Consider the following 13,284-nt stretch of genomic DNA (forward strand, 5'->3'; position numbering starts at 1 on the left):
TCAACCGACCGACTCCGATCATCGGGGACAAGACGCCGGTCAGCTTACCGGGGTCCGGCGGCCAAGGGCAACAGTGTTTTCCGTCACCGCGGCCGTCAGCTGTCGTGTCCGGCCGACTCCGGCGCCCAGCGGTTGGCGGTGAGCCCGTACCCGGGTATGCCCTTGGTGGACTGGTGGGACTCGTAGATCCGCTGGTAACCGGTGCTCGCGATGCGCCACACGCCGTCCTCGCGGCGGTAGGTGTCGTGGTAGTAGGCGGCGCCCCGGATCAGGATCTCGAAGTCGGGGGCGATGACGGTGTCCTCCATGCACCAGCTGCCGGTGGCGGTGTCGCCGTCGACGGTGATCTCGGGGTGACCGGCGACGTGGACGGTGATGATGTTGCCGCCGAGCGCGCCGCGCATGTACTCGACGATCTCGTCGCGGCTGGTGAACTCCAACGGCCTGCCGCCGGAGGGGGATCCGTAGGAGCCGACGATGTCCGGGCACAGCGTGTCGCCGAACTCGTCCCACAGTTTCAGGTCCAGGGTGCGCAGGTAGCGATACTTCAGTGCGCGAATCGTCTCGAGTGCTTCGAAGTCCATACCGAAATGTAACGAATTCCAGTTCTGTGCACCCGGAAATTGCTACGGTCCGACCATGATTTCCACCGTCGTGTGGGGTACGGGCAATGTCGGCCGCGCCGCGGTGCGCGCTGTCGCGGCCCATCCCGGCCTGGAACTGTCCGCTGTCCTGGTCCACGATCCGGCCAAGGCCGGTCGTGACGCCGCCGACCTCGCGGGCCTGGACACCTCGCTCGGGGTCGCCGCGACCACCGATATCGAGGCTGTGCTGGCCGCCGCACCGGGCGCGGTCGTCTACGCCGCATCCGGCGACATCCGGCCCGACGACGCCCTCGCCGACATCGAGCGGGCCGTGCGCGCCGGGGCCGTGGTCGTCACGCCCGCGCTGTACGCGCTCTACGACTCGCGCAACGCGCCCGAGGAACTGCGCAAACGCGTGACCGCGGCCGTGGACGCGGGCGGCGGCTCACTGTTCGTCTCCGGTGTCGACCCGGGCTGGGGCAACGACGTACTGCCGCTGCTGGTCAGCGGGCTGGGCAGCGACGTCGACGTGGTGCGCTGCCAGGAGATCTTCGACTACACCAGCTACGACCAGCCCGATTCGGTTCGCTACCTGGTCGGCATGGGCCAGCCGATGGACTATCAGCCGCCCATGCTGGCCCCGACCGTCCCGACCATGGTGTGGGGCGGGCAGATTCGGCTCATCGCGCGCGGGCTCGGGGTGGAGCTCACCGACATCCGCGAGGTGGTCGAACGCCTGCCGCTGGCGACCGACGTCGACACCGAACTCATGGGCCGGTTCGACGCCGGCACCCAGGGTGCGGTGCGGTTCGAGGTGCAGGGCATCGTCGCGGGCGAACCGCGCATCGTGATCGAGCACGTGACGCGCATCCACGCGAGCTGCGCGCCGGACTGGCCGCAGCCGCCCAGTGGCGCGGGCGCGCATCGGGTGATCATCGAGGGCCGGCCGCGCATCGAGGTGACGGTCCAGGCCACCGACGAGGGCGGCAACCACGCCGCCGGCGGAAACGCCACGGCGGTAGGCAGATTGGTGAACGCGATCCCGTGGCTGACCGCCGCCGAACCCGGGCTCTACGACGCCCTCGACGTACCGCTGCCCTACGGCAACCTCGGAAGGAACCGGCCATGATGATCGACATTCCCGCGGACAAGGACCCGATCGCCTACGTGTGGGGGGAGATGGTGCCGGGCATCGGCATCGCCGCGGCGAACCTCTCGCTCGCGGTCTACTCGCACAGCACCCTCGGCCTGCGCGAATTCGAGGCCGCGCGGCTGCGGATCGCCCAGATCAACGGCTGCCTGTTCTGCCTGGACTGGCGCACCGACCGCGACGGCGAGAAGGTCGAGGAGTCTTTCGCCGACGCCGTAACCGAATGGCGCACAACCGAATCCTTCGACGACCGGACCCGCCTCGCCGCCGAGTACGCCGAACTGTACGCCCTCGACCACCACAGCCTCGACGAGGCGTTCTTCGACCGGATGAAGCAGCACTACACCCACACCGAGATCGTGGAACTGTCCATGTGCCTGGGTTCCTGGCTGGCCTTCGGCCGGCTCAACCGGGTGCTGGGGCTGGACGCGGTGTGCGTGCTGCCGAGCCACGCCGCGCAGCAGTCCGGCGACGCCGCGCAGTCCTAGTGTGCACCCGGTACGAGCCGGTGCGCGGCTGTGCGCGCACCGGCTCGATCGGTTCAGCTACCCGAACTGCCTGCGCTGCCGGAACTTCCGGTACCGCCGGTCGATGTGCCACCGCCGTTGTCCGGCGGCGCGGTCCAAGTGGCGGGCAGGTGCCCGAGCCGGACCCGCTGCGGGTGGGTGCCCACCGGTGTCGAGGTGACCTTCGCGCCGGTGGCGAAGTCGATGGCCGTCACCTGGTTCGCGCCGGATTCGGAGATGAGGCAGTCCTTGCCGTCACCGCTGACCGTCGCCCAGTACGGCTTCGACGCCGGGACGAGCGCGCCGGGCTGCAGGGTGGTGCGGTCGACGACCGTCGCGTAGTCGTCCATGGTGCCCGCGACGCACAGCTTGGCGCCGGTCGGATCGATCGACAGCCCGTGGTGGCGGGAGTCGAGCACCCAGGTGGTGCGGTCGGGGTTGAGGTTCGGGTTCCCCGGCAGGGTCGCGATGCGCAGGATCTTGTCCTGGGCGATGTCGTATTCCAGGAAGCCGTTGAAGAACGACACCTGGAAATAGAGCTTGGTCTGGTCCGGGCTGAAGGCCACCGGGCGCACGGCGTTCGACAGGTCGTTGCGGCCGAACGCGTCCAGCCGGGCCCGCATGTCGATGGTCTTGATCGGCGCGAAGGTGTTCGCGTCGACGATGGTGATGTGCCGGTCACCCTTGGTGAAGTCTTGCCAGGGTGCATCGAATCCGGTTTCCACGTTGCCGATCGACATGTTCCACAACTTGCCGTCCTTGGTGAAGACGTTCTCGTGCGGGCTGTCGCCGGTGGCGAATTCGCCGACCTCCTGGCCGGTGTGGATGTCGAGGACCTGCACCTTGTTGGCGGTCGAGGCGGAGACCGCGACCCGGTTGCCGTCCGGCGACACCGCCATGTGGTCGGCCCGGTTGCCTGCGACGGCGAAGCGCCAGTTCAGCTTTCCGGTCGCGGTGTCGATGGAGACGACGTCGGCGAAGCTGGGGCGCGACGCCACGACGGCCGAACCGTCAGGCGTGGTGTACATGTCGTCGACGTACTGGTCGTGGCCCTGGCCGACGAGTTGCCGGATGCCGAGGAAGAACCCGGCCCGGATGGGGTTGCTGAAGATCTCCGCCAGGCGCTGGTCCTTGTCGGGGATGATGTTGATCCGGCCGATCTTGGCGAAGTCGCCGGTGGAGTGGATGACGTCGGCGGTGCCGTCCCAGTTGTTGCCGACGAGCATCACCTCCTGCAGGGCGGTCTGCGCGTTCGCGGATTCGACCGCACCGGGAGCGGTGACGGCGGCGACGCCGATGGCGATCATGGTTGCGGTGCGGCGCAGCGCTTTTCTGCGTCGGCGAGCGGGAGTGGGCTCGGGCATGGACTTCCTCCTGAGAGATACGACCAAGTTCGAATATTTGCGTATTCAGACTTGGTGCGTGAAATAGTAGGACGCCGTGCCGGTGTCCACAAGGTTTTCTCGAGTTCGGGCCCGAACCGGCTCGGCCGGGCCCACTACGACTCAGGTGAGGACGAGAAGTTCTGTCGCAGAAGCGATCTCGGTGCGCAACCCGGCCTTGGTGGCGATTCGGGCCAGCCCCTTCACGTCGGTGGGCTCGGCGCGGGTCAGCACCAGCGCGCGGGCGAGCAGTCCCTTGTGGTGTTTGTTGAAGTGGCTCACCACGGTTCGGGTGCCGTCGGGCTTCTCGGTGAGCACTGTGGCGGTCACCGCGCCCGGTACCGGGCCCAACTGCTGATACACCCCCGACCGCAGGTCGACCACCAACTCGCCGTCGCTGCCCGCCGCGAGTGCGGGCGCCAGGGCCGGCTTCCACAGCGCGGCCAAGGTGGACAGCCCCGGCAGCTTCGAGCCACCGGAGAGCCGGTAGGCCGGAATCGGGTCGGCGGCGCGGACCGCGCCGAACAGCGCCGAGCCGATCGCGAGCCGGGCGTAGGCCTTCTCCCGCTGCACCTTGGTGAACGAGCCGGCGTCCAGGGCGTCGTAGAGCACCCCGGTATAGCGCTGCAGCGCCGGGCGGGTGGGGGCGGACCGCAGCGCCGCGTTACGCGCGATCTCGGCGTCACCCCCCTTGCCGAGCGACAGCGCGGCCACCGACGCGGCCGGGTCTGCGGCCAGCGCCACGAGCCGATCCACCAGCTCCGCCCGCACCGCGGTGAGCTGGGGAAACGACAGTGCGTCCAGGTCCAGCGGAGCTGGGGAACCACCGTCGGACTTGGTTTCGGAGGGCGGCAGCAATACGAGCACGAACGGATACGGTAATCGCCTTGCGAGGACCGTCCTGCCAGGGACTACGCTGTGCACCCGTGATCACCCGCCTCTCGCACCTGTTCCTGCGTACCCTGCGTGACGACCCCGCCGACGCCGAGGTGCCCAGCCACAAGCTTCTCGTCCGCGCCGGCTATGTCCGCCGCGTCGCCCCGGGCGTCTACTCGTGGCTGCCGCTGGGACTGCGGGTGCTGCGCAAGGTCGAGGACGTGGTCCGCGAAGAGATGAACGCCATCGGGGCACAGGAGATCTCGCTGCCCGCGCTGCTGCCGCGCGAACCGTACGAGACCACCAAGCGCTGGACCGAATACGGCGACGGCCTGTTCCGGCTCAAGGACCGCAAGGGACAGGACTACCTGCTCGGCCCCACCCACGAGGAGCTGTTCGCGCTCACCGTCAAGGGTGAGTACAACTCGTACAAGGATCTGCCGGTCACGCTGTACCAGATCCAGACCAAGTACCGCGACGAAGGCCGTCCCCGCGCGGGCATCCTGCGCGGCCGCGAGTTCATCATGAAGGACTCCTACTCCTTCGACCTCGACGACGAGGGCCTGAAGAACAGCTACGCCGCGCACCGGCAGGCCTACCAGCGCATCTTCGACCGGCTCGGCGTCAGCTACGTGATCGTGGCCGCCACCTCCGGTGCCATGGGCGGTAGCGCGTCGGAGGAGTTCCTGGCCGACAGCCCGGTCGGCGAGGACACCTACGTGATCTGCCGCGAGTCCGGCTACGCCGCGAACGTCGAAGCCGTGGTCACCCCGGCGCCCGCCGCCCGTCCGATCGAGGGCTTGCCCGCGGCCGTCGTGCACGACACCCCGGACACCGCGACCATCGCCACCCTGGTCGACTGGGCCAACGGCGCCGGCCTGGCCGAGCAGTTCGGCCGCCCGGTCACCGCGGCCGACACGTTGAAGAACGTGATCGTGAAGCTGCGCCACCCGGACGGCAAGACCGAACTGCTCGGCATCGGCGTGCCCGGCGACCGTGAGATCGACGAGAAGCGCCTGGGCGCCTCGCTCGAGCCCGCCGAGGTGGAACTGCTCACCGAGGCCGACTTCAAGGAGAACCCCTTCCTGGTGAAGGGCTACATCGGCCCGAAGGCATTGCTGGAGAACGGGGTTCGCTACCTGGTCGACCCGCGCGTGAGCACCGGGTCGACCTGGATCACCGGCGCCGACGAAGCGGGCAAGCACATCGTGGGCCTGGTCGCGGGCCGCGACTTCACCCCCGACGGCACCATCGAGGCCGCCGAGGTCCGCGACGGTGACCCGTCGCCCGACGGTGCCGGCGTACTGGAGTCCGCGCGCGGCATCGAGATCGGGCACATCTTCCAGCTGGGCCGCAAGTACACCGACGCTTTCGACGTGGACGTGCTCGGCGAGAACGGCAAGCCGGTGCGCCTGACCATGGGTTCCTACGGTGTCGGTGTGTCCCGCATGGTCGCGGTGCTGGCCGAGCAGAAGCACGACGAGAAAGGCCTGCGCTGGCCGCGCGAGGTCGCGCCGTTCGACGTGCACGTGGTGATCGCCAACAAGGACGAGGGTGCCCGCTCCGGCGCCGAAGCCCTTGCCGCGCAACTGGATGCGGCCGGTCTCGAGGTCCTGCTCGACGACCGCACCGCCTCGCCGGGGGTGAAGTTCAAGGACGCCGAACTGCTGGGCATGCCGCTGATCGTGGTCGTGGGCCGTGGGTACGCCGACGGCAAGGTCGAGATCCGCGACCGGTTCGCCGGTACGGCGGAGGAGATCCCGGCGGACACCGCGGTGGAGGCCGTGGTGGCGCGGGTTCGGGGCTGATTCGAAACTCCAGGCCGGTCACGCGGAGCGAATGCTCTGTGTGACCGGCCTTTTCGTGTGTCGACGTTCGCCGTCAAGTGCTCGCGGGCCAGACGACATGCAGCACCCGCTCCGGCCAGTCGTCGGGGACACCGGCGACCGTGACATACGCGCCGTAGAACGACCCGATGAGCATGCCGGTGAGCGCGTCGAAGTCGGTGGACTCGGGAAAACCGCCCGCCGCCAGCGCCGCGCGCAGCATCGCCCGGCGCGGCTCGACCAAGCGAGTCTTGAACAGCTGCAACAGTTCCGGGTGCCGCTCCTGCTCGGCGAGCAGTGAGCCGAGGATCGCCATGGCCGGGATGGACCGCAGATTGTGGTGGAAGTTCGTCAGGATCGCCAGTGCGTGCGCCCGCGGGGTCGGCGCGCCCGCGGGCGGCTCCTCGACCCGCAGTGAGCCGATCACCGCGGCCACCAGCTCGGCCTTGTTCCGGTAGCGCCGGCGCAGGCTGGGCGTGGTGGTGCCCGCGGCGGCCGCGACGGCCTCCAACGACATTCGGGCATAACCGAATTCGCCGAGGTGACGCGCGGCGGTGGACAGGAGTGCTTCGTCGAGCGCCGGATTGCGCGGTCGCCCTGCTTTCATCGGTGGGAAGTCCATTACGTTCCGAGTGTATATCGTAATGTTTTTGACCGAGGAAGGATCCACCATGACCGAGTCGTTGCCGGCCACCGCGGTCGTCCGCGTCGGACGCGCCACCTTCGAGCCGAGCCGGTACGCCGAATTCGACGCCCTGGTGCGCAAGCAGGCCGAATACCTGGTCCCCGCCATCGAGGAACTTCCCGGACTGCTGCACTGGTTCACCGGTGTCTCGCCGGAGGGGTCGATGGTGCAGATCAGCGTGTGGGACACCGAGGAGCACGCCGAACAGATGGACGAGCTGAAGCTCATGGCCGTCGTCGCCCGCGGGGAGATGGAAGCCATCGGCGGGAAATTCATCCGGCCGATCATCAACTACCCGATCGACTGGACCATCTGACCCCGAGCGCCGGAAGGAACTTCCATGTCCCGATCGTTGCCGGTGACCGCGGTCGTGCACTTCGCCCGCGGTAGCTTCGACCCGAGCCGGTTCGCCGAGGTCGACACCCTGGCGAGCAAGCAAGCCGACTATCTCGTTCCGGCCATCCGGGCGCTCCCGGGGCTCATCCACTGGTACACGGCGGTCTCGCCCGAGGGCTCGATCGCGAACGTCAGTATCTGGGACTCCGAAGAGCATGCGGCGCAGATGGATCGGCTGCACGAGATGGTCGTCGTGGCTCGCGGGGAGTTCGAGGCGCTGGGCGGCCTGACGTTCCACCCGATCGTGAACTATCCGATCGACTGGACCATCTGACCCGGGACGACGAGAGAGCCGGTCGCACCGCGGGTTTACGGTACGACCGGCTCTCTCATGTCGGCACCGGAGACGTCGGTGCCGTGGACCGGGTGGGTCAGCTGTAGGCCTTGGCGACGCCGTCGAGAAGGTGTTCGAAGGTGTCGTAGTCGGGCGGGTTGATCGAGTTCAGGACGTCCGCGTCGACCGGAACCTGGTGGGCGGCGGCAACTTTGGTGAACAGGCTCTGATCCGTGGGGCGGAAGCCGTGCTCGGCCGCCAGCTGCTGCAGCACCGGATCGGTGGTCAGCAGCTTGCCCAGGGTGTCGCCCTTGTCGTCCAGCGGGACGACGGTGTGCTGGGACATGGTGGTGGGCTTGGGATACATCAGCACCATGCCGGGCTTCAGCGCCCCGTGCGCGGCCGCGTCGACGTACTGGGCCTCGTAGATCCAGACCATGGGCGCCGGGCCCATACCGTTGGCCAGGTAGTCCTTGAACGGCGCGTCCGAGCTGGGCTCGGTGAAGCCCTGCCGGGTGAACAGCCGCGAGATCCGCGACACCGCATAGTCTTCCGCGGTGCCGCCGCGGACCGTGCTGTTGTCGTTGGCGACGTAGGCGGTGACCGCCAGGAACATTGCCGCCGAGTTCGAGGTGCGCGGGTCGGTGGTGGACACCAGGATGTTCTTGGGCACCGCGTAGGAGGTGTTGCCGGGCAACTGATTCCACTGCTTGCCCTGCTCGGCCAGCTGCAGGAACTTCTGTACGTCGAATTGCGGTGTGGGACCGGGCGTCACGACACCCGCCGCGGTGAGCAGGTCGACGATGGGCGCGAACGTGGCGATCGCCATCGGCGAGGAGAACGGCGTGTACTTGGCCGCTCCGACCTTGCGCGCCAACTGGATCCGCTCGGCGGCGTCCGCGCTGGACGGGAACGCGAAGTCGTACTTGCTCAGGTCCGTCGAGGTGGCCATCTGCCGGGAGCCGGCCGGATCCGCGTCGACCTTCAGACCGTGCTTCGCCAGTTCGTCGACCACCTGCGGGTCGGCGAAGAAGTCGGACTTCTCCGACCCGATCACGCCGTGCACCTCGGTCAGCGCCGCGGCGGCGGGTGCGGTGGTGGCATGCCGGCCGGTGGCGGTCACCGCGACGGCGACCACCGCGACCACGCCGACGGCGATCCCCGCGAGCACCTTCCGATTCCGCGGCAGCGTCGACAGGGTAGTACGGAAGATGTCCGGAAGGTGTACTGAATTCGAATTCGGATTACCGTCCCGGGAAATTCGTGGTGACTCGGAATTCTCGCCGCCGACTTCCGATCCCTCGGGCGCCGGATCCAATTCACGGCGCGCGATCCGCTCCACCAGAATGGGTACGAATTCACGGACGGTATGGCCGTCGAACCGCCGCCGGACTTCGCCCACGACCGACTCGACCTGCTCCGCTGTGTGTACCTCGCTGTAGTCTCCGACCAGGCGTTCCGTCATGGAACGCAGCGCTTTTTCTTCGCGGGCAGTGTCGACCGCCACCGTAACTCCTCGAATCGGATCGAACCGGATCGCGCGCCCGAATTAGTAGCCGGGGCAACGTAACTGCCGACTTTACCGGGGCGGTCGCGATCATTGTGATCCGTGCTGGGAATAGTGCCGCAAAGGAAATCGGACCGTCTGGTATGCGGATGTCGATTTCTTCGGGGCGGAATGCGTCACCGGAATTCTTGCACCGATCGGCCGGTGGGTCCGCGGCAGCCTGATTCAGGACTTGCCGGGGAACGGCGCGGTCGTCGGAGCCGCGCCCAGGATGCCCTGCCAGGTGGCCTGTCGCACGGCGCAGTCGGTCAGCGCGTCGATCGCCGTGCGCCGCACCTCGGGGGAGTCGGCCCGCTCGACGACCGCCCGCCACGCGGTAGCCGTGTCGGACTCCACGGTGGCGGCCAGTTGCGCCGCCGGAATCGGGTCGTCGACCCGGTTCGGCGTGGTGTAGGCGGCGGCCGCGGCCGGCACCGTCGCCCCGGCCGCCTTCAACGCGTCGATCGTCGCGTCGCGCCGGGTGCGATGGGCGGCGGTGAACTCGGCCACGATCTTGGCCCGCTCGGGCGCGCAGTACGCGGCGACCAGGCCGTAGGCGTACACGGCCGCGTACTCGGCGGCCAGCGCGTCGGACAGTGCCTGCTGATCGGCGGTGGTGGTCATGCGAGCAGAACTCCTGCGTGGGCGGCGCACGCGGCGCTGATCGAGGCGAGCAGGCCGGCACGGAAACCGTTCTGCCCCTGGGCCAGATCGGCGGCGGACTGCTGCGACTTGGTGAGCTGGGCGCGCACCGCGGCGGGGGTGGGCGGCGGGGCCGGCGCGGCCGGCGGATCGACCGGGGGCGTGCTCGACTTCGGCAACGTGCCGTCACCGTAAGTGCCTCGCGCACGGTCGATTTCGGCGCGCAAGGCGTCCGCGTGGGCGGTGCGCTGGGTGGCGATCAGGGTCAGCGCGGCGCTGTGGTCCGGCGCGGTGGCGATCGCGCTCTGCGCCCACACCGCGTCGGTGCGGGCGTCCTGTTCGGGGCCGAGCAGGACGTCGACGGGCGGGGGAGGCGGTGGCGCACAGGCGCTCAGCGCGGCCACGGCCGCGGTACCACCGGCGGCGACCACGACGGTGCCGGCCGCCCGTAGCAGCGCGCGACGGTCCGAACGGACAGCGGAGAGTGGCGGGGAGACAGACGGGGAGGTGGCCGACACGGCACCCATCGTGCCAGTGATCGTGATCCGCGGGCGGACCGAGGTTGCCGACACGCAGAGGTGACGGCCGAATCCGGTCCGTGGCCTGCGGTGATGCGTCCGGGCGGACCGGGGCGGCGGGATCGGGCCGACGGTCCTTTACACTCTTGCAGCGCGTTACGCTAGACCTGCGGCGGAACTACGCGGAGTTGTCCCTTCGTCACAACTGAACCAGGAGTCGCCCACATGCCGATGCCGACCGAGGAAAGGCTGAGCCAGCTGATCGCCGGCTATGTCGAACGCCGGGGACTCGATCTCGAGGGCGTGACCCTGGCGGCAGCCGGCGGTGTGCACAACCGGTTGACCGTGACCGTCGACAGCGACGCCGGACTCGACCTCGACCTGGTCTCGGACCTGACCACCGACATCTCGCACGCGCTCGACGAGGCCGAACTGTTCGGTGACCAGCCGTATCTCCTCGAAGTCACCACCCCGGGCGTGGACCGCCCGCTCGCCGCGCCGCGACACTGGCGCCGGGCGCAGGGCCGCAAGGCGAAGATCAGCATGCGGGCCGGTGCGCCGACCCCCGAGGGTGCCCAGCGGTTCGAGGCCCGGATCGGTGCGAGCACCGACACCGAGGTCGCCCTGGTCCTGGGCGGGCGGCAGCGCCCGCACCGGGTCGTCGTCCCGCTCGCCGATATCGACAAGGCCGTGGTTCAGGTGGAATTCAATCCGCCCGGCGCCGCCGAACTGGAACTGGCCGGCGGCGTCCTGCCCGGCCGTCCCGCGCCCGGCGACCGATCCGGAACCGAGAACGCCGACGCCGCCGAAGACACCACCGAAGACCTGCACGACGCTGCCGACTATCCGAACGACGCCGACTCATCCGTAGTAGCGCCGACCGAAGGGACCGTGGAATGAACATCGAAATCGAAGCCCTGCGGGCAATCGTTGCCGACAAGGGGATCTCGATGGAGACGGTGATCTCCGCGATCGAATCGGCGCTGTTGACCGCGTACCGCCACACCGAGGGCCACCAGCCCAACGCCCGCATCGACATCAACCCCAAGACCGGCACGGTCCGGGTGATGGCCCGCGAACTCGACTCCGACGGCAACCTGATCTCCGAATGGGACGACACCCCAGAGGGTTTCGGCCGGATCGCCGCCACCACCGCCCGCCAGGTGGTGCTGCAGCGGCTACGCGACGCCGAGAACGAGAAGTCGTTCGGCGAGTACGCGACCCATGAGGGCGACATCGTCGGCGGTGTGGTGCAGCGCGACGCCCGCATGAACGCCCGCGGCACGGTCGTGGTGCGGATCGGCAGCGAAGCGGCCGGCACCGAGGGCCTGATCCCGCCCGCCGAGCAGGTGCCCGGTGAGACCTACGAGCACGGTGACCGCGTCAAGTGCTACGTGGTCGGGGTGTCGCGTGGCCCGCGCGGCCCGCAGATCACGCTGTCGCGCACCCACCCGAACCTGGTGCGGCGGCTGTTCGCGCTCGAGGTGCCCGAGATCGCCGACAACTCGGTGGAGATCGTGGCGGTGGCGCGCGAGGCCGGCCACCGGTCCAAGATCGCGGTCCGGTCCAACGTCCCCGGCGTCAACGCCAAGGGCGCGTGCATCGGCCCGATGGGTCAGCGGGTGCGCAACGTGATGAGCGAGCTGGCCGGCGAGAAGATCGACATCATCGACTACGCCGACGACCCGGCCACGTTCGTCGGCAATGCCCTGAGCCCGTCGAAGGTGGTTTCGGTCACAGTCGTCGACCCGGAGGCGCGCGCGGCGCGGGTCGTGGTCCCCGATTTCCAGCTCTCGCTGGCCATCGGCAAGGAGGGCCAGAACGCCCGTCTCGCGGCCCGGCTGACCGGCTGGCGCATCGATATCCGCAGCGACGCGAGCCCGGACGTGGCCGGCACGGTCCGCGCGCCCGGCGGTCCGCGGGCCGGTGGACCGCGTCCGGAGTGACGGACGCGCAAGGACGGAATGACAGGTTGGTAACTTCCGGGACACCTGGATGCGGAGATCGGGACATGGCAGCGGTACAGTGGACGCAGGCTACGCACGAGCCTCCGGTGTCCACCCATCCCGAACCAGTTCAGGTCCCCTCTGCCGAGGGTGCCCGGCCGGTCCGGACATGTATCGGGTGCCGGAAGCGCGAGCTGGCCGCCGATCTGTTGCGAGTCGTGGCGCAGTCGTCCGATATGGGCGTCTCTGTGATCGTTCCCGACCCGCGGCGCAGACTTCCCGGAAGGGGTGCCTGGTTGCACCCCGTTTCGGCTTGTCTGAGCAACGCAGAGCGGCGCCGAGCGTTCGGCAGAGCGCTAAGAGTGTCCGGACAACTGGATATCTCAGCCCTGGAGCACTACGTCGAGAACAGGCACGAGCACTCATGAGCAAACCGTGAAGTACCAGCGATGATCCGCTATCGGAGATAATCGAGGTCGTGCGGGCGTCCGTCCCCTTGGGGGACAACAGGACTGCCGCGCTCGACCTCATCAGTGAGGAGAGCAGTGGCAGGCAAGGCCCGCGTGCACGAGTTGGCGAAAGAACTCGGTGTTACGAGCAAAGAACTACTCGCACGGCTGAAAGAGCAGGGCGAGTTCGTCAAGTCGGCGTCGTCGACGGTGGAAGCACCCGTCGCGCGTCGGCTGCGTGAGTCGCTGAACAAGAACGGCGGCGACTCCAAGCCGGAAGGCCGGCCTACACCGGCCGCCCGTCCCAAGCCCGCAACGGGTGCCACCCCCGGTCCGCGTCCGACTCCCGGCCCGCGTGCGGCCACCCCGTCGGCTCCGGCCGAGGTGCCCGCCCGTCCCGCCGAGGAGGCGCCCGCGCGTCCGGCGGAGACCGTGTCCCGGCCCGCGCCGGGTGCCCGTCCGGGGCCGCGTCCGGCTCCGGCCGCGCCCGCTCCGCGTCCGGCG

Annotated in this window: 16 protein-coding genes and 1 pseudogene; 9 read left to right on the top strand and 8 right to left on the bottom strand. The window is 69.0% G+C overall.

From position 1 onward, the window contains the following. Positions 1-95: 95 nt before the first annotated feature. A complete protein-coding gene (locus EBN03_RS05425) occupies positions 96-584 on the bottom strand; it encodes a nuclear transport factor 2 family protein (protein ID WP_122186639.1) in 489 nt (162 codons plus the stop codon). Positions 585-639: 55 nt separating this feature from the next. On the opposite strand from EBN03_RS05425, the gene EBN03_RS05430 reads away from it, so the two are divergent. After that, on the top strand, positions 640-1,713 hold the full coding sequence (locus EBN03_RS05430; protein ID WP_122186640.1) for an NAD(P)H-dependent amine dehydrogenase family protein: 1,074 nt from the start codon (positions 640-642) through the stop codon (positions 1,711-1,713). After that, positions 1,710-2,222, top strand: coding sequence for a carboxymuconolactone decarboxylase family protein (locus EBN03_RS05435; protein ID WP_122186641.1), 513 nt, complete (start codon positions 1,710-1,712; stop codon positions 2,220-2,222). The genes EBN03_RS05430 and EBN03_RS05435 overlap by 4 nt, the downstream gene beginning before the upstream one ends. A 53-nt stretch (positions 2,223-2,275) precedes the next feature. On the opposite strand, the gene EBN03_RS05440 is transcribed toward EBN03_RS05435, so the two are convergent. Next, positions 2,276-3,604, bottom strand: coding sequence for a YncE family protein (locus EBN03_RS05440; RefSeq protein ID WP_122186642.1), 1,329 nt, complete (start codon positions 3,602-3,604; stop codon positions 2,276-2,278). A gap of 141 nt (positions 3,605-3,745) precedes the next feature. Continuing rightward, positions 3,746-4,489, bottom strand: coding sequence for a peroxide stress protein YaaA (gene yaaA / locus EBN03_RS05445; protein WP_122186643.1), 744 nt, complete (start codon positions 4,487-4,489; stop codon positions 3,746-3,748). Positions 4,490-4,548: 59 nt separating this feature from the next. Between yaaA and EBN03_RS05450 the strand changes: the two genes are divergently transcribed. Next, positions 4,549-6,306 carry a proline--tRNA ligase gene (locus tag EBN03_RS05450; protein WP_122186644.1) on the top strand — a complete coding sequence of 586 codons (1,758 nt, stop codon included), beginning with the start codon at positions 4,549-4,551 and terminating at the stop codon, positions 6,304-6,306. A gap of 73 nt (positions 6,307-6,379) precedes the next feature. On the opposite strand, the gene EBN03_RS05455 is transcribed toward EBN03_RS05450, so the two are convergent. After that, positions 6,380-6,931 carry a TetR/AcrR family transcriptional regulator gene (locus EBN03_RS05455; RefSeq protein ID WP_158675543.1) on the bottom strand — a complete coding sequence of 184 codons (552 nt, stop codon included), beginning with the start codon at positions 6,929-6,931 and terminating at the stop codon, positions 6,380-6,382. Positions 6,932-6,995: 64 nt separating this feature from the next. Between EBN03_RS05455 and EBN03_RS05460 the strand changes: the two genes are divergently transcribed. Beyond that, positions 6,996-7,325, top strand: coding sequence for a hypothetical protein (locus EBN03_RS05460; RefSeq protein ID WP_122186646.1), 330 nt, complete (start codon positions 6,996-6,998; stop codon positions 7,323-7,325). 24 nt (positions 7,326-7,349) lie between these two features. After that, on the top strand, positions 7,350-7,679 hold the full coding sequence (locus EBN03_RS05465; protein ID WP_122186647.1) for a hypothetical protein: 330 nt from the start codon (positions 7,350-7,352) through the stop codon (positions 7,677-7,679). A gap of 97 nt (positions 7,680-7,776) precedes the next feature. Here the strand turns inward: EBN03_RS05465 and EBN03_RS05470 are convergent, their stop codons facing one another. From EBN03_RS05470 to EBN03_RS05480, 4 genes and pseudogenes are all read right to left on the bottom strand, one after another. After that, a complete protein-coding gene (locus tag EBN03_RS05470; protein ID WP_233608141.1) occupies positions 7,777-8,850 on the bottom strand; it encodes a hypothetical protein in 1,074 nt (357 codons plus the stop codon). Between the two features lie 156 nt (positions 8,851-9,006). After that, positions 9,007-9,186: pseudogene (locus EBN03_RS35765) on the bottom strand (three-helix bundle dimerization domain-containing protein); the annotation flags it as partial. Positions 9,187-9,411: 225 nt separating this feature from the next. Beyond that, the gene (locus EBN03_RS05475) at positions 9,412-9,849 is read right to left on the bottom strand and encodes a DUF4439 domain-containing protein (RefSeq protein ID WP_122186648.1); all 438 of its coding nucleotides are present in this window, start codon (positions 9,847-9,849) and stop codon (positions 9,412-9,414) included. After that, positions 9,846-10,385 (bottom strand): hypothetical protein, encoded by a 540-nt coding sequence (locus tag EBN03_RS05480; RefSeq protein WP_233608142.1) that lies wholly within the window; start codon positions 10,383-10,385, stop codon positions 9,846-9,848. The genes EBN03_RS05475 and EBN03_RS05480 overlap by 4 nt, the downstream gene beginning before the upstream one ends. Positions 10,386-10,610: 225 nt before the next feature. On the opposite strand from EBN03_RS05480, the gene rimP reads away from it, so the two are divergent. The 4 genes from rimP to EBN03_RS05500 form a co-directional block, all read left to right on the top strand. Then, positions 10,611-11,285 carry a ribosome maturation factor RimP gene (gene rimP / locus EBN03_RS05485; protein ID WP_122186649.1) on the top strand — a complete coding sequence of 225 codons (675 nt, stop codon included), beginning with the start codon at positions 10,611-10,613 and terminating at the stop codon, positions 11,283-11,285. Continuing rightward, positions 11,282-12,331, top strand: a complete 1,050-nt coding sequence (gene nusA / locus EBN03_RS05490; protein ID WP_122186650.1) for a transcription termination factor NusA — start codon at positions 11,282-11,284, stop codon at positions 12,329-12,331. The genes rimP and nusA overlap by 4 nt, the downstream gene beginning before the upstream one ends. A 107-nt stretch (positions 12,332-12,438) precedes the next feature. Next, on the top strand, positions 12,439-12,759 hold the full coding sequence (locus EBN03_RS05495) for a YlxR family protein (protein ID WP_233608143.1): 321 nt from the start codon (positions 12,439-12,441) through the stop codon (positions 12,757-12,759). Positions 12,760-12,876: 117 nt separating this feature from the next. Beyond that, the coding region (locus EBN03_RS05500) for a translation initiation factor IF-2 N-terminal domain-containing protein (protein ID WP_199742596.1) at positions 12,877-13,284 on the top strand (408 nt) is incomplete at its 3' end.

The organism is Nocardia stercoris (assembly GCF_003696265.1).
In the GTDB taxonomy this organism is placed as follows: Bacteria; Actinomycetota; Actinomycetes; order Mycobacteriales; family Mycobacteriaceae; genus Nocardia; species Nocardia stercoris.